Raw genomic sequence first — 23,342 nt, 5'->3', positions numbered from 1 at the left:
GAATCGGCTCGCGTCGCCGATCGCTCACCGCATCCGGCCGCGTAGCAGTGTTTCCGAGCGTGCAAGACGGCGGCATCCCGAGTGTTACTCTCTGCCTGAACGAGCCACCACACCCCGGCTCCCCGGTCAGGAAGAGCGCCGTATGACCTCTCGCAGCAGGGAGACCCTGGAAGGGTGGATCGCCGAGTTCCACGAGCGGCACGGCGAGGGCGACCTCATCAAGGTGGCGCTCCAGGACAGCTCGGACGGCGAGGACGGCGGCCTGATCGTCGTACCGCTGCGCAACGCATCGACAACGGTCTACACGCGCCCGCCGACGACGGATGACCCCCGCTGGCGCGTGGTCTTCGAGCCGCAGCCCGATGAGATCGCGCTGTCGCACGAGCAGGTCTCGGCGCTCACGGCGGAGCTCGATACGGCAGCCGCGCTGTGCGCCTTCCTCGAGTCGAAGGATGCCGCAGGCCCGAAGGTCCCCTGAGGAGCGCCGTCTAGGCTCGGGGAATGACGAGCGACGCGACACCCCGGCCGAACCGTCTCATCGAACCCCCGCTGGCCCAGCCCTGGATCGGCGCGCCGCCGCTCGCGGCCCTGCGGCGATGGTTGCAGAACTACGCGACCTTTCGCGGACGCGCGAGCCGGTCGGAGTTCTGGTGGCCGACGCTCGTGATCGTCCTGTTTCCCGTCGCCGTGCAGGTCGTCAACGGTGTCACCGCAGGCGACTGGCGGCCGATCGACACACGCGTGGTCCAAGACGTCCCCGACGTGATCGTGCTCGTCTTCTCGCTGGCGACTCTGCTGCCGATGCTCGCCGTCACCTGGCGTCGCCTGCACGACACGAACCGCAGCGGCGTGTGGTTCTTCTTGATCGTCTTGCCGCTGATCGGCTGGATCGCCCTCGCGATCATGCTCTCGATGCGCGGCGAGCGCGGGGGAGCGCGGTTCGATCCCGTTACGAGCGGCGGGCGATGAGGAGCGCCACGACGGCGACGACACCGATGACTGCGGCGATGCGCGCGGCCTTGCCGGTGCGGCGTGTGAGCGTCAGCGCGCCGTCGACGACCGTGACGTTCTGATCGATCCGGGCGGTGGCGAAGCCGGCAGCCGCGTCGACGATCTTGTCAGCGACGTCGGGAACGGCATCGGGAAGCGCGTCCTTCGCGGCATCCTGCACCTTGTGGATGGCGCCCTTGCCGGTATCCGCGACACCGTGCACGACCCGCGACGCGGCGCGGGTGACGCCCGTGGTGTTCTCGGACGCCTCCGGGGTCGGGGTCTGCGCGTCGGCATCGTCGACTGCGGCGTCGTCGCCCGTGGCAGGTGAGGTGTTGGCGTCCGTCATGACGGCTCCGTTCGTCGGTGCGAGAGGTCCGGACGAAACTCTCGCACCGACGCCGAAGAATCGAGAGGCCCTAGCCGACGCGGCGGATTTCGCGTATGCCCGCTCCGCTCAGGGCGTGGATGACCTCGACCCGGCCTTCGCCGAACGTTCCGATAGCGTCGACGGTGATGAGCAGTCCCTTCGCCGAAGTACCGGTCCTTCCCGTCGTCATCCCTTTCGGCATCGTGGTCTTCGCCGTGCTCCTGGCCGTGCTGTGGGCTCGGCGCAGCTTCTCGCTGCCTCGTGCGGCCGTGGCCGCGGCGGTCGGCGTCTACGCGGCGGGCATCGTGGGCAACACGATCTTCCCGATCTTCCTCGACAAGCCCGATTCGGGGGTGCCCTGGACGCCGGGCCTGGCGCTGATCCCGTTCGCCGACTACGAGCTCGACGACGCGCTGATGAACATGCTCGTCTTCGTGCCGCTCGGCATCCTGATTCCGCTCATGCTCGCCCGGCCGACGTGGCTGAAGGTCGTCGGCGCGGCGGCGATCACGAGCCTGACCGTGGAGTCGCTGCAGCTCGCTGCGCAGGCGTACTTCGCCGGCGGACACATCGCCGACGTCAACGACTTCCTCTCGAACGTCGCGGGCGGTGCGCTGGGCTACGGTCTGCTGCTCCTGCTCGCGCGCGTTCCCGTGCTGGCGCGCTTGATCGACCGGTTCCGCTGGTACCCCCAGGGGAATGCGGGGGCGCGAGACCGCGAGACGGTCGCCTCCCGCGCCTGAGGGGTCAGCGTCCCTGGCGCTTCTTGTACGGCTTGGGCTGACCCTTCACGATGGGCGCGCGACCCGAGCCCTTCGACGCCTTCGCCTTGCCGCCGCCTGACGCTTTCTGTCGGGGCGCGACCGCCGGGGCCGGAGCCGCGGCGACCTCGGCGCGTGCGTCCGCGAGCAGCAGTGTGCCCGCCGGGGTCAGACGGGGCTTGCCGCCGTCCTTGACGAACAGTGGCTGCCCGACCTCTTCTTCGAGCCGGTCGATCGACGAGTACAGCACGGGAAGCGAGACACCGATCTTCTCGGCAGCGCGCGGGAAATGCAGGGTGTCGGCGACGGCGACGAAGTGGACGAGATCGCGGATCTTCACAGGGCACCGTCGGGCGGGGTGGCGCGATCATCGCCGAAGCGGCGCTCGAGCACCGCGCCGTACTCGCTGCCCGTCAGATAGAGGCGCAGTGCGCGGGTGAGGCCGAGGAGGTCCTCGGGGTCGAGTTGGGCGTGGGCTCCCTCGTCGACGGCGCGGTCGATCTCACGAAGCTGCGGGACCAGCGCCTTTCCCGCCGCGGTCAGCTGCAGCGCCACCGCGCGGCGGTCGGCCGGATGCGTCGCGCGTTCGACGAATCCACGACGCACAAGCGTGTCGACGATGCGACTGGGGCTGCCCGTTTCGCAGACGATGAGGCCGCCGAGCTCCTTGAGAGAGATCGGCCCGTAGGAGTCGAGGACGAGCACGATCTCGAATTGCGACGACGTCAGTCCGAGGGGCGCGAGCTGCCGGCTGAGAGCGCGATTGCCTTCGCGCTGCGCCGCCAGTACGAGATAACGCAGCTCGAACGGTGCCAGTCCCGATTCGCGCGGGTCGGTCGTCGGCGAGGTGGCCGTGTCGGTCATTGCGGGTTCCAGCTGTTCGGGGGCGGTGGGGTGGAGGGTCCCGCCCCATTGTGTCAGGAAGTGTCGAGCGGACCGGCCGCCGCGCCTGGGCGGGCGGCCGGTCCGCTCGACCGCGGGTCAGGTGAGCGCGGGGACCGGCGCGGGGATGCCGGTGTCGGCGGCCGTCGACGGTGCGGACGGCTCCGTGCGGCGACCGAACGAGCGTGGCCCGAGGGCTCGCAGGATGCTCGGCATCACCAGCATCCGGATGACCACGGCGTCCAGCGCGACCGCGATCGCCAGGCCGATGCCGATCTCGCGGACGATGCTTATCTGAGCCGTCGTGAACGACAGGAACACCGCGATCATGATCAGAGCGGCGCTGTTGATCATCGTCCGCGTTCGGGCAGCGCCCTGCAGCACCGACTGCTCGAAGGGCATGCCCGCCCGGTAAAGCTCCCGCATGCGCGACATGATGATGACCATGTAGTCCATGCTCAGCCCGAACATCACGGCGAAAAGCAGAACCGGTGTCACCGAGTTGAGCGGATCGTCGCTCATCCACCCCTGCAACAGGGTCAACACGCCCAGGCTCGCGCCGACGACGAGGAGGTTGAAGACGAGCGCGAGCGCCGGCAGGATCACCGATCGCCACGCGAAGGCGAGCATCAGGAACGTCAACGTGAGGACGATCGCGGCGATGAGCGGGATGCTCTGGATGATCGTCTCGTCGAAGTCGAGTCCCTGCGCGGTCGCGCCGGTGACCGCGACGTCCGCGCCGTCGGGGAGACGATCCACGAGGCCCGTGCGGATGTCGCTGACGAGGGCGTGAGCACTGACGGAGTCGGGCCCCTCGGCGGTCGTCGCCAGCAGGCGCACCGTGATGCCCGCATCGTCCGCGTGCCACAAGCGCTGCAGCGGCGGGGGAGTCTCTCCCGCTTCGAGTGCGATCGCCGCAGAACCGCCGAGCGGCGCGAGCGACGCTGCGTCGAGAACGGTGTCGGCGCCGGAGAGATCGGCGATCCACGCGCTCGCCGTGGCTGTCGCCTCGAGCGCATCGACCGGCTGGGTGCCCTCGGGGAAGGTCACGATGACGTCGACGGGGAACAGTCCTTCCTGCCCGACGTTCCGCTCGAGCAGTTCGAGGCCCTGCCGGGCGGGGTCGTCTGCAGGCAGCACCGTCGCGCTCGCGACGGGGGATTGCAGCGACAACCCGAGAACCGGGATCGCCGCGAGAGCGAGCGCAGCGACGCCGGCGGCGCCGACGAGACCGGGGCGGCGGATGCGCGATCGCACGACGTGCTGACCGGTGCCGGCGGGTCGCCGTCGCCGGCCGAACGGGATGCGGCCGGCGTCGATACGCGTACCGAGCAAGGCGAGCCCCGCCGGCAGGACGAACATGGTGACTCCGAGGGCGACGAGCGAGACCACGACGCCGCCGAGGGCGATGCTCGTGAGAGCCATCACCTGCGGCACGAAGAGGGCTGAGAGTGCCAGGGCGACGGCGATACCGCTGAAGAGCACCGAATGGCCGGCGGTCGCCATGGTCACGGTGATCGCCTCAGGCGTGCTGCGCCCCGCCGCGAGCTCCTCTCGGAAGCGTTTGATGATGAACAGCGAGTAGTCGACGGCGACGGCGAGGCCGATCATCGACACGATGTTGGAGTAGAGATTCGAGATCTCCGTGACGCCCGTGGCGAGCGTTCCGAATCCGAGCGAGATCATCAGCGCTGAGCCGGCGACCAGGAGAGGGAGAAAGGTCGCCATGATCGAGCCGAAGACGAACAGGAGGACCACGATCAGCACGGGGAACACGATGATCTCCGCACGCAGGGCGTCCGCCTTGGAATGATCATTCAACTGGTAGTCGAGTGCCGGCTGCCCCGTGACGAAGGCCTCGCCCGGTATGCCGGCGTCGTCGAGGGCGGCCTGCAGTCTCGGCACGATGTTCTGCACCGCTGTACTGCCCTCGGTGAAACCCGCGATGATCGCCATGGTGCGGCCATCCTCGGACACGAGTCCGGGCTGATCGAACGCGGTGGTAATGGTCTCTGCGCCAGCGTCGGTCGCCAGATCGATCGCGCGCTCCACGTCGCTTGGCGTGAGGGGAACGTCGGCGTCGAGAACGACGACCAGCTGATTCGGTGCCTCATCGAACGTCTCCTCGACCGTCTCCTGGGCCAGCAGCGCCTCGGCTCGCGGGTTGGTGAACCCGCCGCCGCTCAGCACACCGTCCAGGCGGAGAGCAAGCAGAGCGCCCACCAGGAACAGCAGTGCCCAGGCGATGAGGACGGTCCGTGGCCGTCGGATCGCGAGGGTGGTCATGGCCTTCATGGTGTCTCCGATCTGCGTGGTCAAACATGCGTGATGTGTCATGTATACAGCATGTTGCGCCAGATGAAGATCAGATGCGCCGGTATTGCGAGCTTGACTCGCGCCCCACTAGCTTCGAGTCACACAACACGCATGCTGGGGCAATATATGCGATGTCATCAATAGGACCGCCCGAGAACGGCGGCCCACGTATGAGGGGGAACACGATGACCATTCAGCTCGACCACATCGCCGCGGACACCGTTCTGGATCCCGCTTCGGAAGCCATCGCCGCCATCGCACGCGGCGAGATCGTGGTGATCGTCGACGACGAGGATCGTGAGAACGAGGGGGATCTCGTCGCGGCCGCAGACCATGCCGACGCGGGCGTCATCAACTTCATGATCACGCACGGACGAGGACTGGTGTGCCTCGCGCTCCCGGCCGCTCGCGCCGCGGAGCTCGAGCTTCCCCCCATGGTTCCGCACAACGAGGACCACATGGGCACAGCCTTCACCGTGTCGATCGACGGAACGCCGGCACGCGGCGTGACGACGGGAATCTCGGCCGGCGAGCGCGCGACGACGATCGGTTTGGCGCTCACCGGCACGGCAAGTGACCTGCAGCGTCCAGGGCACATCTTCCCGCTCATCGCGCGTGACGGGGGAGTCCTCACCCGCACCGGTCACACCGAAGCCTCGGTGGACATCGCTCGGCTGGCGGGATGCACGCCGGCGGGTGTCATCGTCGAGATCATCGGCGAGGACGGTGAGATGCTTCGACGCGACGCCCTGCGCCTGTTCGCCGATCGACACGGCCTCGTCATGACGAGCATCGACCTCATCCGCCGCCACATCCTCGACGGAGCACGCTGATGCGCAGCGAGGTGCTCGTGCGTCGGATCTCGCGAGCCATCGTGCGACGGCAGCTGCGCACGCACCTCGCCGGGGTCGAGGGGCTGCACCACTTGCCGACGACCGGATCGTTCGTCCTCGTTCCCAACCACCGCAGCTACTTCGATCACTTCGTCATGGAGCTGCTCGTCGGGGCAGCCGTCGGCAGGCCGGTGTGGTTCCTGACGAAGCAGGAGAGCTTCGAGCGTCCCCTGTCTCGGGTATGGACGAAAGCCTGGTACGGCATCCCGGTGGAGCGAGACCGCCCCTCCCCGGGCACGCTCCGTGCCGTCCAAGCCGTTTTCGCCGCCGACGAGGTGCTGTGTGTCTATCCCGAGGGAACGCGGAACGCCACCGACGAGATGCTCCCGTTCCAGGCGGGGGCCTTCCGGTTCGCTTTGACTGCCGGTGTCCCGATCATCCCGGTGGCCCTGACCGGCACCGAGTCTGTGCTACCGAAGGGCAGCCGCCGCTTCCGTCGGGAGGGTCGCGTCCGCGTCGCGTTCGGCGCTCCGATCGTCCCGGATCTGGCAGGGGGCAAGCAGCGCGCGGCGCAACGGTTGGCCACGGAGACGAGGGCCGCCATCACAGCTCTGCTCGCGACCGACTGGCGCGCTGCGGACGGCTCGGCCGCCCCACGTGCTCTTGATGACCTCGTGACCGCGGCGCTCGACCCCGCAGGCAGGCTGGCCGTGGCGGACGAGCGACGTCTGCGCTTCGTGCTGCGGCTGATGTCGTCGTCGCACGCGCGGTCGGCTGACATCGAGGTGCAGCACGCCCGGTTACGCGGCCTGGCGATCCTGCGGCGTCCCGCACCTCTCCGTGCCCTGCCGGCCCTGGTGGTGCGTCGCCGCCTCGAGCGTGTGCTCCGCGCCGACCCCGAGCACTCCCTGGCGAACTACCTCCTCGCGCGCTGGCACCTGGCGATGCCGGCAGCACTCGGCGGTGACTCCACCTCGGCCGAACAGCTGTTCTCGCGGAGCGCGCAGGCAGCGACGGAGGGCGACACGCGCGCTTTGAGCGGTCTGGTCGAGCTGCAGCTCGGGAGCGGGCGGGTGGATGCCGCGCGCGAGACCTTGCGGCGGATCGCCGACGCTCCCGCGGTGGTGGGGTCGCGGGCGGAAGCTCGGGCGACGCGTGCCCGCCTGCAGCTCGTGACGCTGGCGGACCTCGCCGATCCTTCACCCTCCGGGGTGCTCGCATGACCGCGACCCTGAGAAGCGGATCGATGACGGTGCTGGGCGATGTCGCGGTGGTGTTCGACGACGGCTCCCGTATCCGGTGGGCCCGCACGGGCGGCAACCGATGGACCCTGTCGGAGCACTGGCCGAACGCCGAGGAGGGTGCAGCCATCGAGAGGCACCGTGCGCGAGGAGGCTGTTTGCTTGTCGTCTCGGATGGGAGACCGATCACCGCGGACGCATTCGCGAGCGAGGTGCCGCTGGGGGCGGGGGCGTCCCAAGGTGCCGACGTCGTCGAACTCTCGGTGGACCATTTCGATTGGCTCCCCGAGCTGGTGCGTGCGCGCGGGACGGCCTTCCTTCAGGAACAGGCCGATCGGTGGAACGGGCTGCCCGCTCTGCTCAGACCTGCGGTCGTGCTCGACACCGCCATAGATGAGCCGTTCACCCCGGGCCAGATCACGTTCGCACTCCTGGCGCCTGGCATCAGCCGCAGTCGCATCGAACGCGAGCTCGTCGACTATCTGGCCTTCGTGCGAGGCGGTGGCGCCGCGGCCGGACGGCGCAGCGCATGAGCTACGGCGGACAGGCGGTCATCGAAGCGTCCGCTGATGCGATCGTCGATGTTCTCACGGACGTGGGCGCGCTCGCCTCGTGGAATCCCGCCTTCGGAACGATAGAGGGGGCGGGGTCGGCCGCCGTCGGTCAGGAGTTCCGCACGCGCGTTCGCGGTCTCGTGCCGGCGTCGATCCGTTTCACGGCGATCTCCGCTGTCGAGGTTCGGTACGAACTGCACGCGCCGGGGGTACGCGAACGCGGCGTCTGGCGTCTCCGGCCGAGTCCGGCCCCCGAGAGCGGGACGATCGTCGGCCACGAGTTCACTCACACCGGGGTCGTTCTCGCCATCATGAGGCGAGCGTTCCAGTCGGTCGCGTCGTGGCGCCTCGCACGTCTGCGTCAGGAGGTGATGCGCCGGCGGGCCCCGCAACCGCGCGGGTTCAGCCGTTCGAGTTGACGCGGCGGACGAGCGCCGTTCGCAGAGAACGCAGCAGCAGCAACAGGCCGCCGAGCCCGACCACACTACCCAGGAACGGGAACACCGACACCGAGTCGGTGAGCAGTGGACCGTGCTGGACGACGCCCATCATGACGCCGACGATGACCAGGGTCGCTCCCACGAGCGTCGTGGTGAGGCGTCCGGTGAGCGACTCGACCCACGAGCGGTCGTCGGGGGACTCCAGAGCGCGGAGTCGTACGGTGAGGCGGCCCGACTCGAGGTCGCTGAGGATGCCGTCCACGCGGCGGGGCAGCTCACGCGCTCGCTCGAGCCCGAGCTGCAGCTGCACCTGAGCGGTCATCGCCGCCGAGCGCGGATCGCCCATGTGCAGGGCGTACTGCGGGGCCCGAGAGAGCGCGCGCTTGATCATGTCGTAGTCGGGATCGAGGCGCCGCAGCGTCCCCTCGATCGCGCCGAGCGTCCGGAACCCCAGCAGCAGACCGGGCGGGAGTGCGAGTCGGTGGCGCCGGAGCACCTCGATCAGCGCGGTGAAGAGATGTTGGTCGGAGGTGGAGTTGTGCAGTCGTGTGAGGATGACGCCGATGTCGTGCTGAAGCGCTCCGACATCGAGCTCGGCGTCGCCGCGCGGCTTCACGAGCATCAGGACGGCATCCGTCGCGCCGGAGTCGTCCTCGTTGTGCAATGCCACGAGCATCGGCAGCAGAAGGCGCCGCATACTGCGCTCGATGATCCCGACCGACCCGAAGTCGATGAGGGCGACGATCCCGTCGGGCTGCAGGATGAGGTTGCCGGGATGCAGGTCGGCGTGGAAGACCCCCCGCAGTGCGATCTGCCCGACGATGACGTCGAGCACGGCGTCGGCGATGCGCGTCGCCTCCGCGGGAGCGACGGCGCCCGGTGCATCGCTGCCGGGCTCGGGCAGCCGGCTGAACGGAATGCCCTGCACGTGCTCCATCACGATCAGCTGCTCGGTGCACAGGTCGGGATAGACGTCCGGGATCCGCACCGCGCGAGCGTCGGCGGCCGTCATCGAGTCGCGCAGCATCTCCATGTTCGAGACCTCGACGCGGTAGTCGAGCTCTTCGCGCAGAGCTGCGGAGAACTGCGCGGCGAGGGCCGAGGCGCCGACATCCTTCGCCCACGTCGTGCGCCGCTCGAGGTCGGCGGCGGCACGCTCGATGATGTCGAGGTCAGTTGCGACCTGGGCGCGCGCCTTCGGTCGCTGGATCTTCACCACGACGGCGCGTCCGTCCTTGAGCCGTGCGCCGTGGACCTGACCGACGGATGCCGCTGCCAGCGGCGTCTCGTCGATGCCGGCGAAGACGAGTTCGATCGGCCGGCCCAGCTGCTTCTCGATCGCGGCCTTGGCCTCCGGCCAGGGGATGGGCGTCGTGTCCATCTGCAGCGACGCGAGCGCACTCGTGATCTCGGCGGGGAGCAGATCGTTGCGGGTGGACAGGATCTGACCGAGCTTGACGAAGGTCACGCCCGCGTCGTCGAGGGTGGCCGCGAGCGCCCGAGGCAGTTCGGCTCGCGCCGACTCGCTGCGCATTCCGCCGAGGCCGTGCCGCGAGGCGATCGCGACGATACGCGCGTACCTCACCGCCCGGCGGCGGCGGTGCAACGCCTCGCGGACGTAGGTGACGGGACCGACCGGCGGCCGCGCCGGCCACATGAGCTCGAGCGTGATGAGGGCGATGAGGACGATCGCGAACAGCCAGGCCAGCACGAGCAGAACGAAGCCGAAAGCGACGGGCTGATCCGTGCGCAGCCCGCCCTGCTCCTGCAGCACGCCCGCTCCGCGCAGCACCCAGATGCCGAGCGGGCCGAAGACGACGAAGACGATGAGCGAGACGACAGGACCGCGCACCCAGCCGACCCGCGCCTCGAGCGCCCGCTTGGCGAGCCAGGTGGCCGCGATCGAGAAGACCACCGCGGCGATGGTGAAGAGCAACCACTCCGGCATCGATACCCCCTCGAGTCCGTCGACCTGCTTCGAGGCTAGGGCACCGGGCTCCGTCGCGCCGGGCCGATCATGCGATCTCGGCAGAGGCGGACTACCCTGAAGCGTGTCCACTTCTGCTGAACAGTCTGTGCCCGAGTCCGTCGACGAGCCGCCCGTCATCACTTTCCGCGACCTCGGGCTGGGAGAGCAGGTGCTCAAGGCGCTCTCCGACGTGGGCTACGAGACCCCGTCGGCGATCCAGGCCGCGACCATCCCGACGCTCCTCGAGGGGCGCGATGTCGTCGGCCTCGCGCAGACCGGTACCGGCAAGACCGCGGCTTTCGCGCTGCCTATCCTCGACCGGCTCGACCTGACTCAGAAAACCCCGCAGGCCCTCGTGCTCGCCCCGACCCGCGAGCTCGCGCTGCAGGTCTGCGAGGCGTTCGAGAAGTACGCGTCGCGCACGAAGGGTGTCCACGTCCTCCCGGTCTACGGCGGTCAGGGCTACGGCGTGCAGCTCTCGGCGCTGCGCCGGGGAGTCCACGTCATCGTCGGAACGCCCGGGCGCATCATGGACCACCTCGACAAGGGCACGCTCGACCTGTCCGAGCTGAAGTACCTCGTGCTCGACGAGGCCGACGAGATGCTCAAGATGGGCTTCGCCGAGGACGTCGAGACGATCCTCGCCGACACCCCGGACACCAAGCAGGTCGCCCTGTTCTCCGCAACGATGCCGGCGGCCATCCGCCGCATGTCGAAGCAGTACCTCAACGACCCCGAGGAGATCACGGTCGCGTCGAAGACGACGACCTCCTCGACGATCACCCAGCGCTACCTGATCGTGTCGTATCAGCAGAAGATCGATGCGCTCACCCGCATCCTCGAGGTCGAGAACTTCGAGGCGATGATCGTCTTCGCCCGCACGAAGAGCGCGACCGAGGAGGTCGCCGAGAAGCTGCGCGCCCGCGGCTACTCTGCCGCCGCCATCAACGGCGACGTGGCTCAGGTGCAGCGCGAGCGCACCGTCAACCAGCTGAAGTCGGGCAAGCTCGACATCCTCGTCGCCACGGATGTCGCTGCCCGCGGCCTCGACGTCGAGCGCATCTCGCACGTGGTCAACTTCGACATCTCGACCGACACCGAGTCGTACGTGCACCGCATCGGCCGCACCGGGCGTGCCGGCCGCACGGGTGACGCGATCAGCTTCGTCACGCCGCGCGAGCGCGGGCTCGTGAACGCGATCGAGCGCGCGACGCGCCAGCCGCTCACGCAGATGCAGCTGCCGAGCGTCGACGAGGTCAACGTCACGCGCTTGTCGCGCTTCGACGACCGCATCACCGCTGCGCTGGAAGACACCGACCGCATCGAGCGGTTCCGCGACATCGTCGCCCACTACGTCCGTCACCACGATGTGCCCGAAGTGGACGTCGCCGCCGCGCTCGCCGTGGTCGCGCAGGGCGAGACCCCGCTGCTGCTCGAGCCCGACCCCGAGCCGCGCGCACGCGCGCCGCGCGAGGACCGTGCCCCGCGCTCGTTCGACCGCGACGACCGCGACGGGCGGCCGGAACGCCGCCCGCGTGCGAGCAACCCGAACATGACGACCTACCGCATCGCGGTGGGCAAGCGCCACCGCGTCGAGCCCCGTCAGATCGTCGGGGCGCTCGCGAATGAGGGCGGTCTCAGCCGCGGCGACTTCGGCGCGATCCAGATCCGTCCCGACTTCTCGCTCGTCGAGCTGCCGTCCGACATGCCCCACTCGACGCTCGACCGCCTGGCCGACACCCGCATCTCGGGCAAGGCGATCGAGATCCGCGTCGACACCGGCGGCCCGAGCCGCAGCTCGCGCGGCCGCTTCGACCGCGACGACCGACCGCGTGACCGCGACCGCGACGGCGACCGCGACGACCGGCCGGCTCGCAAGCCCCGCCACCGCTCGGAGACGCGCGACTGACCGCGGCTTCCGGGAGCGGTGCGGCTCGCACGCATCCGCTCCCGGTGCAACCCCGGTTCGCGGCATCCGATCCGCGTGCAGAGTGAGAGGTGCCTCCGCAGTCGGGGGCGCCACACGAGCCGATCGGAGAAGCCAGATGAGTGCCGACCACCACGGACGAGACGACGAGCACCAGCACGAGGACAACGAAGCGGCCTCGGCCGGTTCCGAGTCGCCGGAAGAGGGCGCCGAGGCCGAAGAGGCCGCCGAGGACGCGCGTACCGACCGCTGACCAGTGCGCCTACGGCGATGCCCGTAGCGCCTGAGAGCACCCGGCGCAACGGGCATCGCTGTGAGCGCGGTGGCGGTGATGCTTCGAGCATGGCTGCTTCCTCGCGTCTCGCCGACCTGTCCGGGCTTACCGTCGTCGTCGTGGGGGCCTCGACGGGCATCGGGCGAGGCGTCGCCCTGCGCGCGGCGAGCTTCGGAGCGGCCGTCGTCGTGTTCTCCCGGCGACCGGACGCGCTGACGAGCCTCATCGAGCGCATCCGGGATTCCGGCGGACGAGCTCATGCCGTGGTCGGGGACGTCTCACGTGCGGGCGACCTCGAGCGCCTCGCCGACGAGGCGGAGACGGTGTTCGGGCGCATAGACGTCTGGGCGCACAACGCCGGCGTCGGCACGATCGGCCTGTTCGGCGACGTCCCGATCGAGGAGCACGTCCGCGTCGTCGAGACGAATCTCATCGGGGCCATGCGCGGAGCGCACGTCGCGCTTCGTCGATTCATCGCGCAGGGATCCGGCGTCCTCGTGAACACGGCCTCGGTCGAGAGCGTCGTGCCCCTGGCGTACCAGGCCTCGTACGCGGCGACCAAGGCCGGGCTGCTCAGCCTCACCCAGACGTTGCAGCAGGAGCTCCGGCTCACGGGAGTCTCAGGCGTCGCGGTGGCTGCCGTGCTGCCGTGGGCCGTGCGGACACCCTTCTGGCGGCACGCGGGCAACCACGCGGGCCGGGCGCTGCGGATGCCGCTCATGGATGAGCCGGAACCGGTCGTCGACGCCATCCTTCGTGCGGGCCTGCACCCGCGGGTCGCGCAGCCCGCCGGCTGGAAGGCACGGGCCTCGCTCATCGGTGCGCGGCTGGCGCCACGGGTGACCGCGCGCCTGTCCGCCGACATCGCCGACGCGCGAGTCCGTCGCGGTGCGAAGACGCCGCCGAGCGACGGCGCGCTCTTCGAACCCCTCGCTGATCCGGCGACCGTCGCCGAGACACCGCGGCGCTGAACGCCCGCCCGGGCTAGCTCCGCCGGACTGTGCGACGCACGAGGCGGAACACGCCCCACACGGCGAGCACCCATGGGCCCGCGACGAGAACGGGGTCGAGCCAGGTGTGGCGCTGATCGACGCGGCCGCGTCCGAACCGCGACCGGATCGGATGCCGCCGGGCCTCGCTCAGAACACCGGTCTCGGTGATCGGGTTATCGGGCCGCGTGGTCGCGAACGAACGCAGATGCGCACCGATCGCCTCGACGCGATCGCCGGCGATGAGGAGCAGCCAGTGCGCGGCGCGCCCCTCGCTGAACCGGTCGTATCCGAGCCTGCGGATACGACCGGACAGTCCGTGAAGCGGCTGCGCCGTGCCGTAGACGGGGGTGAGGAAGGCGTGCTCGATCGAGCGCTCGCGGCGCGGGTCGAGGCCCTGGCGCGGCGGCATCCCGCGCTCGGCGGCGGCCTCGTCGATCTTCTCGACGGTACCGGAGGGACGGTCGGCGGGATCGAGGTCGACGCCCCATCCCGGTATGCGCGCGCGCAGTGCCGCGCGGTCGGGCGCCGGCCGGGGCACGCTCGCGGTGTACGGCGTCGGCACGTCAGAGCGGTTCGAGGTCATGGGTCAGCCTTCCGAGGGGACGACGACCGTCTTCACGCAGTCATCGAGCTTGGACGAGAACATGTGGTAACCCTCGGCGATGTGGTCGAGAGGGATGCGGTGGGTGATCATGTCGCTCGGCGAGATGTACCCCGCACGGATGTGCTCGAACAGGCGCGGCCACTGCCGTTTGACCGGTGCCTGGTTCATCCGCAGCGTGAGTCCCTTGTTGAGGGCGTCGCCGAACTTCACCGCGCTGAACAGCGGACCGTACGCACCGATCACCGAGACCGATCCGCCTTTCCGTGCCCCGTCGATGGCCCAGTTCAGGGCGACGGGCGAGCCTCCCTGCAGCTTGAGCTTGGCAGAGGTGACGTGCTGGGTGACGTTGCCGTCCGCCTCGGCACCCACGGCATCGATGACGACGTCGGCGCCGAGGTAGTCGGTCATCCGCTTCATCTCGACGACGACGTCGCGGTGCTCGGAGATGTTCACCGTCTCGGCGTGCGCGAACTCGCGCGCCTTCGCCAGCCGGTAGTCGAGGTGGTCGAACGAGATGACCCGCCCCGCCCCCATCAGCCAGGCCGACTGCGCCGCCGCGAGGCCGACGGGCCCGGCACCGAGCACCATGACGGTGTCGCCCTCGACGATGCTCCCCAGCTGGGCGCCGAAGTAACCCGTCGAATAGGCGTCCGTGAGCATGAGCGCGTCCTCGTCCGACATCCAATCCGGGATGACGGTGGGTCCGACATCCGCGAAGGGAACGCGCACGCGCTCGGCCTGACCTCCGTCGTATCCGCCCGCCGTGTGCGAATAGCCGTAGATGCCGCCGACCGCGGTCGCGTTGGCGTTGACGTTGTGGCAGTTCGAGAACAGCCCGCGTGCGCAGAAGTAGCACGATCCGCAGTAGATGTTGAACGGCACCATGACCCGGTCGCCGACGGCGAGGTTCGTCACCGCACCGCCCAGCTGTTCGACCACGCCGATGAACTCGTGGCCGAAGGTGTGACCGATCCGGGTGTCGGGCATCATGCCGTGATAGAGGTGCAGGTCCGAGCCGCAGATGGCCGCGAGCGTCACCCGCACGATCGCGTCATGGGGGTGTTCGATGCGCGGATCGGGCTTCTCTTCCACACGGACCTTGTACGGTCCGCGGTAGGTCATGGCTTTCATCGATCGCCTCTCTGCCGGGGTTCGTGCGGACACGGTGCCGCCACGATGCGACCGCACCCCGGCCACGGCCCACGGGCTGGACGAGCCGACGACTGCGCGCTATCGTCCGCGCGCGTCGCGCCCGTTCCGTGAGGTGAGCTTGCATACGCGGATGATGCCGGTCAACCCGCTCGAAGGATGCCGCGCGGGGCACGTACGGTCACGGCTGTCACCCCCGAGGAGTCCCATGAGCACCACCATCGAGACCGTCCCGATCGATCTCGGCATCGCCGACCCGCTGCCGTTCTGCCCGAGGGGACCTGTCAGCGCCATGCTCCAGCGGGTGCTCGTCGCGCCGGCGACGAGTGGTCTGCCCGTCGATGCTCCCGAAATCGTCGGTCGGGCGCTCGCCGAGACGGGCGACACCCTCCGCGACGATGACCTGCAGCTCGCCCTGTTCCTGATGTACGCCCTCCACTACGGCTCGCTGCCCGGCCTCGACGCCTCGTGGGAATGGGAGCCGTCGCTCATCGCCGCGCGCGGCCGCATCGAGCGCGCCTTCGAAGCGGGCCTGCGTGATTCCGCCGAGGTCATCGACCCGCCCGAGCCCGACCGTGACGCCGTCGCTCGCTGGCTGTTCGACCTGACCGCCCCGACCGCGGGGCCCGGCATGTCGCGATACGTCGCGAAGAAGGCCTCGCTCGAGCAGCTGCGCGAGTTCCTCATCCTCCGCACCGTCTACACGCTGCGCGAAGCGGACCCGCACTCGTGGGCGATCCCGCGGCTCAGCGGTCGCTCGAAGGCGGCGCTCGTAGAGATCCAGTCCGACGAGTACGGCGGCGGTGACCCGGCACGCGTGCACGCGACGATCTTCGCCCAGAGCGTGCGCGGCGCGGGCCTCGACGACACGTACGGCGCGTACATCGACATGGTGCCCGCCGTCGTGCTCGCCAGCCACAACGCCATGTCGCTGTTCGGGCTCCACCGTCGCCTGCGCGGCGCGATCGTCGGTCACCTCGCGGCGTTCGAGATGACCTCGTCGATCCCCAATCGCTCCTACGGTGACGGCTTCCGGCGCCTCGGATTCGGGACCGACGTCACGTGGTACTTCGACGAGCACGTCGAGGCCGACGCCGTGCACGAGCAGATCGCCGGCCGCGACCTCGCGGGATCCCTCGCCGAGGACGAGCCCGACCTGCTGCCCGACATCCTCTTCGGCGCCCGCGCATGCCTGGTCATGGACGACCTCGTGGGCGACCATGTGCTTGCCGCCTGGGAGGCGGGGCGCAGCGCGCTCCGCGGCGGCGTTCTTCCCGACCTCACGGCGTGATGCGCGGGGACGTCGAGTACGTTCTGCCGCTGCGCTGGGATGACGAGACCCATCGGGCCGATGAGGCCGAGCTGGGAGAGTACCTCGCTTGGCTCGCCCGTCGCGTCGACGTCACCGTCGTCGACGGCTCGCCCGCGCACCTGTTCGCCGCCCACCGCCGAGACTGGGACGTCGTGCGGGTGGTTCCGCCGTCGGTCCCCGGCCGCAATGGGAAGGCACGCGGAGCGATGACGGGGCTTCTCCTCGCCCGGCATCCGGTGACCGTGATCGCCGACGACGACGTCCGGTACGACGACGGCGCGCTGCAACGGGTGGTTGCGGCGCTGGCGGATGCCGACATCGTGCGGCCTCAGAACATCTGGCAGCGACCCCGCCCGTGGCATGCCCGCTGGGATACGGGCCCAACCCTCATCAACCGGGCCTTCGGGGGAGACTTCTCCGGAACCGTCGCCGTGCGGACCGCCCGCGCGCGCCCCGGCTACGACACCGACGTCCTCTTCGAGAACCTCGAGCTCGAACGCACGATCCTCGCCCGCGGCGGCCGCCGTCGCATCGCACGCGACATCTTCGTCGCGCGCCGGCCCGCGACTGCCGGCCGCTTCGGCGAGCAGCGCGTGCGCCAGGCGTACGACAGCCTCGCGCAGCCCGCTCGGCTCGCGGTGGAGCTGGCAGTCGTTCCGCTCATCCTCGCGCTGCGCCGGCGACCGGCAGCACTCGCGCTCGCCGGGGTGGCGGTCATCGCCGTCGCGGAGGCCGGGCGCCGCCGCGACGGGAGCCATGGGGTGTTCGGGCGGATGGATGCGTTGTGGGCCGTCCCCTGGGTCGTCGAGCGAGGCGTGACGAGCTGGGTGGCGCTGTCTCTGCGCCTGCGCGGCGGGGTGCCCTACCGGGGCACGCGACTGCGGAAAGCGGCGAACAGCATGAGAACGCTACGGAAGAAGGAGACACGATGAGCGAGCACCGCGGTGCATCCGTGACCATCACCGCGTGCCCCGACGGGCCGCTGCTCGTGCGGGGCGACGTGGAGCTGCTCGATGACGCGGGCAACCCGATCCCGCGCAACCGGCGCACGATGGCTCTCTGCCGGTGCGGCGTGAGCGCGATCAAGCCGTTCTGCGACGGCACGCACAAGCTCTCGGGCTTCAGAGCCGACTAAGCGCGCGCCCGCCCGGGCCACGGCGCGCGCCGATGCAAGGGATCACCATCGACACCCCGGCCGGAACGGCATCCGATCGGGGTGTCGAGTGAGATCCCTTGCATCGGGGCACGGCCGCGCGCCGGCGACCGTGCCCCGCCGAGGATCAGAGCTTGTCGCGGATGACGCCCTCGGCCTTGTCGAGGAGGTTCGGCTTCGCGTCGGTGCCGTAGAACCGGGGGTCCGGCTGCGTGGGCGGGGGCATCGGAACCGAGGTGTCGGGTCCGTCGAGGTACGTGAACTCGCCCTTGCCGTCGGGGGTGGGACCCGATGCCCACGAGCCCTCGGCTGCCGCGGCACCGTCGGAGAAGTTGATGTACTTGTACGCGTGCTCGCGCGCCTCGTTCGAGAGCGGGAAGTTCGACGGCACGGGGATGTCCTCCACTCCCTCTTCGCGCAGCTCCTGCGCCGCGCGGATACACTGGTTCTGGTGCATCGTGTCGCGCGCCAGGAGGAACGAGAGCATGTCCCGGACCCCCTTGTCGTCGGTCATGTGGTAGATCCGCGCGACCTGCACACGGCCCTGCATCTCGGCGTTGGCGTTGGCCGTGAAGTCGGCGAGCAGGTTCCCGCTCGCGGTGATGTACGAGCCCTGCCACGGGTTGCCGTTCGAGTCGACCGGGCGGGCACCGGCACCGGCGACGATCGCAGACTGCACATCCATGCCGCCCATGACGGCGCCGAGGACGGGGTCGGACTTCGCCGCAGCCTCGGACTGCTCGGCCGGGGCCTTCTCGAGCAGCTGCGCGATCATGATCGCGAGCATCTCGACGTGGCCGAACTCCTCCGCCCCGATGCCGTAGAGCAGGTCGCGGTACTTGCCCGGGATGTGGGCGTTCCACGCTTGGAACCCGTACTGCATGGCCACGGTGATCTCGCCGTACTGGCCGCCGAGCACCTCCTGCATCCGTCGCGCGAAGATCGCGTCGGGCTTCTCCGGACGGGCCTCGAACTGCAGTTCCTGTCGATGAAAGAACATCTCGCCTCCTGGGGATCGGCCGAACGCCGAGTGCGCCGGCGCCGCGAACGTACGTCGGGCCCGCCGCGCACGCCACGGGCCTTGACTCCTCCCGGGCTCGGTGCAACCATCACACCCGCGCGGCGGGTGACGGCCGATCGATCTGTCAAGCCCCGCGCGCTCCTCCTAGCCCCCGCGGATCATCGGGCGGGACCGGAGGGGGAGCCATGACCGATCACCGACCGCGCGTGACCGAGGTCGCCGAGGGTGTGTATCAACTCGCCCGCGGCGGCGTGAACGCCTACCTCGTGGCGTCCGATGACGGGCTCGTCCTCATCGACGCGGGACTTCCGCGCACGTGGCCGCTCCTCGAACAGGCCCTCGCGGCTGTGGGCGCCCACCCGTCCGACATCGACGCGCTGCTGCTCACCCACGGCCACTTCGACCACGTGGGGATGTGCGAGCGCCTCGCAGACGAGCACCACCTCGTCGCTGACGTCCACCCCGGCGACGAGGAGCTGGCGCGGCATCCATACCGCTATGCGCACGAGGCCGCCCGGTTCCCGTATCCCTTCCGCTACCCGGCGGCGCTCCCGATCCTGGCGAGGATGGTGGGCGCGGGAGCGCTCGGGGTGAAGGGCGTGCGGACCGATCCGTCGATCGTGCCCGGACACTCCATCCCGCTCGCGGGCGGCATCCTTCCGATCGCGACACCCGGCCACACCGACGGACACTGCGCGTTCCTGCTCGAATCGGCCGGGATCCTGCTGACCGGAGACGCACTGGTCACCCTCGATCCGTACACGGGACGCACCGGTCCGCGGGTCGTCGCTCGCGCGGCCACGGCGCACAGCGACGAGGCGCTGGACTCGCTCTCGCTGCTCGCCGAGACGGGTGCACACCTCGTGCTGCCCGGCCACGGCGCGGTCTGGCGGGACGGCGGCATCGCCCCCGCTGCGGCCATCGCCCGCTCGCGGGGCGTCGACTGAGGCGGCCCCGCACGGTCGCGCGATGCCGGACTCGGCCCTCTCGTGTCAAGCCCCGTGAATCCGACGGCTGAGGGGGATCGGGTAGAAGCACCGTTCGACGACAGAGAGGGATGACCATGGAACCCCAGCAGCAGAACGTCCCGGGAACCGACCAGGCGATGGTGCCGAAGCCCGACTACGGCGAGGAGACCTACCGCGGCTCCGGGAAGCTCGCCGGCAAGCGCGCGCTCATCACCGGCGGCGACAGCGGCATCGGCAAGGCTGTGGCGCTCGCCTACGCCCGCGAGGGAGCGGATGTCGCCATCAGCTACCTCGACGAGCACGAGGATGCCGAAGAGGCCAAGCGCTTCGTCGAAGAGGCCGGGCGCCGCGCCGTCCTCATCCCGGGTGACATCTCCGACCCGGCCCACTGCCGTGAGGTCGTCCGCCGCACCGTGGAAGAGCTCGGCGGGATCGACATCCTGGTCAGCAACGCCGCCTTCCAGATGAACCGCGAGACGCTCGAGGAGATCCCCGACGAGGAGTGGGACTTTACGTGGGCGACGAACGTCGACGCGTACTTCCACCTGACAAAGGCTGCGCTGCCGCACATGGGGCCGGGGTCGTCGATCATCGGGTCGAGCTCGGTGCAGTCCGACCAGCCCTCGCCCAACCTCCTGCCCTACGCGGCGACGAAGGCGGCCATCGCGAGCATCACGGCATCGCTAGCGCAGATGCTGGGCGAGCGCGGCATCCGCGCGAACAGCGTCGCCCCGGGGCCCATCTGGACCCCGCTGATCCCGGCGACCCTGCCGGCGGATGCGGTGGAGAGCTTCGGCGAGCAGACGCCGCTGGGACGCGCCGGGCAGCCTGCCGAGCTCGCCTCGGCCTACGTGCTGCTGGCGTCGGACGAAGCGTCGTACATCTCGGGCGCACGTCTGGCGGTCACGGGAGGCAAGCCCATCCTCTGAGCCCGGCTCTCGGGACCGGCGTCCGGCGCCGTTCGTTCACGCAACGCTCGTCCGCGGTTCACTCGCCGCGGGCGGGCGTTGCCGCACGATGGATCGCACCCGCCGCGTCGATCCCGAAGGTCCTGAATGAGCGCTCCGCTTCGCGTCCTCTCCCTCACCGAGGGCTTCTTCGCCGGCGGGGCTCGAATCCTGCACAGCGATGTCGTCGCCGGCCTCCACGCGCGGGGCGAACAGCACCACAGCGTGCTCGCCATCGCGTCGCGGGCCCGGCGCGAGTCGACCGTCCAGCACATGGCCGGCGACCCGCGGTATCGGGCGCTGCGCGCCTCGGGCATCGGGATCACGTCTCTGGGAAAGACGGCGGGGCCGGTGCCGCACGCGCCGCACGCCTTCTCCTCGCGGCAGTTGCGCACCGCGGCGCGCGCTATCGCCGCGGCCGACGTCGTGCTCACCCTCAAGGAGCAGCCGCTCGGACTCCTGCTCGCTCTCGACGAGGCGATGATGCTGCCCGACCGGCCTGTCGTGACATGCCTGCACCGGTCCGACCCGGAGCATTCGGGCGATGCTCTGGAGTGGCTGGGTGAGAGCGTCCGTCGTGGGATCGTCACGGCGGCGGTGTCATGCGCGCGGTCGACGGATGCCGCCTACGCGTCGGTCCTGGGCGACACGCAGCGTCATGTCGTCGACAACGGCATCGACCTCTCGCGCTTCGAGCCGTCGGTCACCCGCGGGGGCGACCGCGTGCGGCGTGAGCTCGGCATCCCCGACCGGGCGGTCGTCGTCGCCTATGCGGCTCGGTTCGACGCGATGAAGGATCCCGAGCTGTTCCTGCGGTCGGTCGCCGCGCATCGAGCGCTCGTGCCCGATGCGCACTACGTCATGTGCGGAGCGGGGATGACGCGCGAGAACCCCCGTCTCACGGAGCTGCTGGAGGTCATCGGCGGCGACCGCATCCATGCTCTCGGCATCCGTGACGACATGCCCGCGATCTACCGCGCCGCGGACGTCGTCTCACTCACGAGCGCGTTCGGTGAGGCGGCCCCCCTGTGCCTGCTGGAGGGGGCGGCGAGCGGTGCGGTACCGGTCACGACGGATGTCGGCGACGCGGCCCGTCTCGTCGAGGGGATCGGCATCGTCACCCCGCGCAACCCGGATGCGATCGCGGCCGGTTGGGGTCGTGCCGTCGAGGAGCGCGTTGCGTTCGGAGGCGCCGCGCTCGCCGCTCGGGACCGGTTGGGTCGAGACCGGATGATCACGGAGTACGGCGCCGTCATCGCCGAGCAGGTCGCCGGCCTGCGCATCGCCGCCTGAATCCGCGGTCAGGGCAGCAGGCCGAGACGCCGCGCGCGCGCGACGGCCGCATGACGGGTCGACGCGTCGAGCTTGGCCATCGCCGCCTGGAGGTACGACTTCACGGTTCCCTCTTTGAGGCTCAGCGCCGCGCCGATCTCCGCGTTCGTCGAGCCGAGGGCGCAGCAGGCGAGAACGTCGAGCTCCCGCGGAGAGAGCTGCACCTCGGCATCCTTCGCCGACGCCGCCCCGTCGCCCGCAACTGTGGTGAGGCGGCGCTCGATCGCCGCCAGCCGTGCCCGCAGGTCGGCGTCGTCGATCGTCGCGGCGATGCTGCGCAGCTCGGCGAAGCTCTCGCGTAGGTCCTCTCGCGCGGCGGGGGAGAGGCCGGCCGCGGACTCGGGTGCCGGCGCCAGCGCCAGCCGGCGCTGCACCTCGTCGCGGATGCGCAGCTCGGTGCTGATCGCGTCAGCCGCTCGGAACGCCGGACGCGCCACGAGGTCGCCCACCGGAGCCTGCGACCAGGAGCCGCAGTACAGCACCCCGCGCGCCCGGCCCTCGGTGACGATCGGTACGGCGAAGAGGGTGGCGATGCCCTCGCCGAGAATGGCCCGGTCGTAGTCGTGCGTGATGGTGCGCGCGGTGCGGTAGTCGAGAGCGAGCCGCGGACGCCGTTCGACCATCGCGGCGCCGCCCAGCCCGCGGCCGACGCGCACCACCAGATCGTCGATGGAATGCGACCGCGCTCCGGCGATCGCGGTGACGTGAACCGAGCCCTGGCTCTCGAGGCCGCCGAAGACGACGGGAAAGCGTGTGCTGCGCGCGAGGTCGTCGACCGCGCGGGAGACCAGTTGCGCGTCGTTCTCGGGTGCCGCCAGTGCCGTCACGCACTACCTACTTCCGGGGGTGACGGCCTCGTTGCCGCCTTTCGTAGCGTCGACCCTACCATCGCGGTCGCTCGACGACGACGACCGCTGGAGAGCTGCTCACCATGAGGCAAGGAGGCCACATGACCGCATCGCCCACCCACTCGCCGCCTCCCGGCGGAGTGGACTATGTCGCCGTCGAGGAGTCGGCGCCGTTCCGGGAACTCAAGCGCAAGCACCGCAGCTTCGTATGGCCGCTGACGATCGTCTTCCTCGTCTGGTACTTCGTCTATGTGCTGCTGTCGTCGTTCGCGACCGACTTCATGGCGCAGCGTGTCTGGGGTGACATCACCGTCGGTCTGCTGTTCGGGCTCGGCCAGTTCGTCACGACCTTCGCGATCACCATGGGCTACGTCTGGTACGCCAACCACAAGCTCGACCCGATCTCGTCGGCGATCCGGAACGATCTCGAGCGACAGGAGGCCGGATCGTGAACGGATT

26 protein-coding genes are annotated in these 23,342 nt (G+C 70.0%); 17 read left to right on the top strand and 9 right to left on the bottom strand.

Features of this window, described 5'->3' with window-relative positions:
* Positions 1 to 142 precede the first annotated feature (142 nt).
* Together P6897_RS10100 and P6897_RS10095 are read left to right on the top strand one after the other, a co-directional pair.
* Positions 143 to 478, top strand: a complete 336-nt coding sequence (locus P6897_RS10100; RefSeq protein ID WP_274178593.1) for a hypothetical protein — start codon at positions 143 to 145, stop codon at positions 476 to 478.
* A gap of 23 nt (positions 479 to 501) precedes the next feature.
* A complete protein-coding gene (locus P6897_RS10095; RefSeq protein WP_282501104.1) occupies positions 502 to 969 on the top strand; it encodes a DUF805 domain-containing protein in 468 nt (155 codons plus the stop codon).
* Here P6897_RS10095 and P6897_RS10090 read toward each other — a convergent pair.
* Positions 950 to 1,339, bottom strand: coding sequence for a hypothetical protein (locus P6897_RS10090; RefSeq protein WP_274178592.1), 390 nt, complete (start codon positions 1,337 to 1,339; stop codon positions 950 to 952). The genes P6897_RS10095 and P6897_RS10090 overlap by 20 nt on opposite strands.
* A gap of 167 nt (positions 1,340 to 1,506) precedes the next feature.
* Here P6897_RS10090 and P6897_RS10085 point away from each other — a divergent pair, with 167 nt between their 5' ends.
* A complete protein-coding gene (locus P6897_RS10085; protein WP_282501103.1) occupies positions 1,507 to 2,103 on the top strand; it encodes a VanZ family protein in 597 nt (198 codons plus the stop codon).
* Between the two features lie 4 nt (positions 2,104 to 2,107).
* Here P6897_RS10085 and P6897_RS10080 read toward each other — a convergent pair whose 3' ends face one another.
* The 3 genes from P6897_RS10080 to P6897_RS10070 form a co-directional block, all read right to left on the bottom strand.
* Positions 2,108 to 2,461 (bottom strand): LysR family transcriptional regulator, encoded by a 354-nt coding sequence (locus tag P6897_RS10080; RefSeq protein WP_282501102.1) that lies wholly within the window; start codon positions 2,459 to 2,461, stop codon positions 2,108 to 2,110.
* Entirely contained in the window at positions 2,458 to 2,985 is a 528-nt protein-coding gene (locus tag P6897_RS10075; RefSeq protein WP_282501101.1) for a MarR family transcriptional regulator, read from the bottom strand. The genes P6897_RS10080 and P6897_RS10075 overlap by 4 nt, the downstream gene beginning before the upstream one ends.
* Before the next feature lie 117 nt (positions 2,986 to 3,102).
* Positions 3,103 to 5,289 (bottom strand): MMPL family transporter, encoded by a 2,187-nt coding sequence (locus P6897_RS10070; RefSeq protein ID WP_282501100.1) that lies wholly within the window; start codon positions 5,287 to 5,289, stop codon positions 3,103 to 3,105.
* A 215-nt stretch (positions 5,290 to 5,504) separates the two neighbouring features.
* Between P6897_RS10070 and ribB the strand changes: the two genes are divergently transcribed.
* The 4 genes from ribB to P6897_RS10050 are packed head-to-tail and all read left to right on the top strand — an operon-like array spanning position 5,505 to position 8,366.
* Positions 5,505 to 6,152 (top strand): 3,4-dihydroxy-2-butanone-4-phosphate synthase, encoded by a 648-nt coding sequence (gene ribB, locus P6897_RS10065; RefSeq protein ID WP_282501099.1) that lies wholly within the window; start codon positions 5,505 to 5,507, stop codon positions 6,150 to 6,152.
* Positions 6,152 to 7,375, top strand: a complete 1,224-nt coding sequence (locus P6897_RS10060) for a lysophospholipid acyltransferase family protein (protein WP_282501098.1) — start codon at positions 6,152 to 6,154, stop codon at positions 7,373 to 7,375. The genes ribB and P6897_RS10060 overlap by 1 nt, the downstream gene beginning before the upstream one ends.
* Positions 7,372 to 7,926: a hypothetical protein gene (locus P6897_RS10055; RefSeq protein WP_282501097.1), complete on the top strand. Its 555-nt coding sequence runs from the start codon at positions 7,372 to 7,374 to the stop codon at positions 7,924 to 7,926. Before P6897_RS10060 ends, P6897_RS10055 begins: the two co-directional genes overlap by 4 nt.
* Complete coding sequence (locus P6897_RS10050; RefSeq protein WP_282501096.1) at positions 7,923 to 8,366, top strand: SRPBCC family protein; 444 nt, start codon at positions 7,923 to 7,925, stop codon at positions 8,364 to 8,366. The genes P6897_RS10055 and P6897_RS10050 overlap by 4 nt, the downstream gene beginning before the upstream one ends.
* Here P6897_RS10050 and P6897_RS10045 read toward each other — a convergent pair.
* Positions 8,350 to 10,335, bottom strand: a complete 1,986-nt coding sequence (locus P6897_RS10045) for an AarF/UbiB family protein (protein WP_282501095.1) — start codon at positions 10,333 to 10,335, stop codon at positions 8,350 to 8,352. The two genes, P6897_RS10050 and P6897_RS10045, sit on opposite strands and share 17 nt — an antisense overlap.
* A 103-nt stretch (positions 10,336 to 10,438) precedes the next feature.
* Here P6897_RS10045 and P6897_RS10040 point away from each other — a divergent pair, with 103 nt between their 5' ends.
* The 3 genes from P6897_RS10040 to P6897_RS10030 all read left to right on the top strand — a co-directional run bounded on the left by P6897_RS10040 (position 10,439) and on the right by P6897_RS10030 (position 13,528).
* Entirely contained in the window at positions 10,439 to 12,265 is a 1,827-nt protein-coding gene (locus P6897_RS10040) for a DEAD/DEAH box helicase (protein WP_274178589.1), read from the top strand.
* 136 nt (positions 12,266 to 12,401) lie between these two features.
* Complete coding sequence (locus P6897_RS10035; protein WP_269268695.1) at positions 12,402 to 12,536, top strand: hypothetical protein; 135 nt, start codon at positions 12,402 to 12,404, stop codon at positions 12,534 to 12,536.
* An 89-nt stretch (positions 12,537 to 12,625) separates the two neighbouring features.
* Entirely contained in the window at positions 12,626 to 13,528 is a 903-nt protein-coding gene (locus P6897_RS10030) for an SDR family NAD(P)-dependent oxidoreductase (RefSeq protein WP_282501094.1), read from the top strand.
* Positions 13,529 to 13,541: 13 nt separating this feature from the next.
* Here P6897_RS10030 and P6897_RS10025 read toward each other — a convergent pair whose 3' ends face one another.
* On the bottom strand, positions 13,542 to 14,132 hold the full coding sequence (locus tag P6897_RS10025; RefSeq protein ID WP_274178587.1) for a hypothetical protein: 591 nt from the start codon (positions 14,130 to 14,132) through the stop codon (positions 13,542 to 13,544).
* A 3-nt stretch (positions 14,133 to 14,135) separates the two neighbouring features.
* The gene (locus tag P6897_RS10020; RefSeq protein ID WP_282501093.1) at positions 14,136 to 15,284 is read right to left on the bottom strand and encodes a zinc-dependent alcohol dehydrogenase; all 1,149 of its coding nucleotides are present in this window, start codon (positions 15,282 to 15,284) and stop codon (positions 14,136 to 14,138) included.
* Between the two features lie 226 nt (positions 15,285 to 15,510).
* On the opposite strand from P6897_RS10020, the gene P6897_RS10015 reads away from it, so the two are divergent.
* From P6897_RS10015 to P6897_RS10005, 3 genes are read left to right on the top strand one after another with little or no spacing between them, the layout of a single operon-like run.
* Positions 15,511 to 16,593, top strand: a complete 1,083-nt coding sequence (locus P6897_RS10015) for an iron-containing redox enzyme family protein (protein WP_282501092.1) — start codon at positions 15,511 to 15,513, stop codon at positions 16,591 to 16,593.
* Entirely contained in the window at positions 16,593 to 17,546 is a 954-nt protein-coding gene (locus P6897_RS10010) for a glycosyltransferase (protein ID WP_282502586.1), read from the top strand. Before P6897_RS10015 ends, P6897_RS10010 begins: the two co-directional genes overlap by 1 nt.
* A complete protein-coding gene (locus tag P6897_RS10005; RefSeq protein WP_112617036.1) occupies positions 17,543 to 17,749 on the top strand; it encodes a CDGSH iron-sulfur domain-containing protein in 207 nt (68 codons plus the stop codon). Before P6897_RS10010 ends, P6897_RS10005 begins: the two co-directional genes overlap by 4 nt.
* Positions 17,750 to 17,894: 145 nt before the next feature.
* Here P6897_RS10005 and P6897_RS10000 read toward each other — a convergent pair whose 3' ends face one another.
* Entirely contained in the window at positions 17,895 to 18,767 is an 873-nt protein-coding gene (locus P6897_RS10000) for a manganese catalase family protein (protein WP_282501090.1), read from the bottom strand.
* A 206-nt stretch (positions 18,768 to 18,973) separates the two neighbouring features.
* Between P6897_RS10000 and P6897_RS09995 the strand changes: the two genes are divergently transcribed.
* From P6897_RS09995 to P6897_RS09985, 3 genes are all read left to right on the top strand, one after another.
* Positions 18,974 to 19,735: an MBL fold metallo-hydrolase gene (locus P6897_RS09995; protein WP_112617033.1), complete on the top strand. Its 762-nt coding sequence runs from the start codon at positions 18,974 to 18,976 to the stop codon at positions 19,733 to 19,735.
* 110 nt (positions 19,736 to 19,845) lie between these two features.
* On the top strand, positions 19,846 to 20,685 hold the full coding sequence (locus P6897_RS09990; protein WP_282501088.1) for an SDR family oxidoreductase: 840 nt from the start codon (positions 19,846 to 19,848) through the stop codon (positions 20,683 to 20,685).
* A 126-nt stretch (positions 20,686 to 20,811) separates the two neighbouring features.
* Positions 20,812 to 21,996 carry a glycosyltransferase gene (locus tag P6897_RS09985; RefSeq protein ID WP_114588287.1) on the top strand — a complete coding sequence of 395 codons (1,185 nt, stop codon included), beginning with the start codon at positions 20,812 to 20,814 and terminating at the stop codon, positions 21,994 to 21,996.
* Positions 21,997 to 22,004: 8 nt separating this feature from the next.
* Here the strand turns inward: P6897_RS09985 and P6897_RS09980 are convergent, their stop codons facing one another.
* Positions 22,005 to 22,862, bottom strand: a complete 858-nt coding sequence (locus tag P6897_RS09980; RefSeq protein WP_274178581.1) for a LuxR C-terminal-related transcriptional regulator — start codon at positions 22,860 to 22,862, stop codon at positions 22,005 to 22,007.
* A gap of 122 nt (positions 22,863 to 22,984) precedes the next feature.
* On the opposite strand from P6897_RS09980, the gene P6897_RS09975 reads away from it, so the two are divergent.
* Complete coding sequence (locus tag P6897_RS09975) at positions 22,985 to 23,335, top strand: DUF485 domain-containing protein (RefSeq protein WP_112617029.1); 351 nt, start codon at positions 22,985 to 22,987, stop codon at positions 23,333 to 23,335.
* Positions 23,336 to 23,342 lie beyond the last annotated feature (7 nt).

The organism is Microbacterium sp. BDGP8 (assembly GCF_029991045.1).
In the GTDB taxonomy this organism is placed as follows: domain Bacteria; phylum Actinomycetota; class Actinomycetes; order Actinomycetales; family Microbacteriaceae; genus Microbacterium; species Microbacterium plantarum.
The sequence above is the reverse complement of the archived record's forward strand: the minus strand, read 5'-3'. Positions and strand labels throughout refer to the sequence as shown.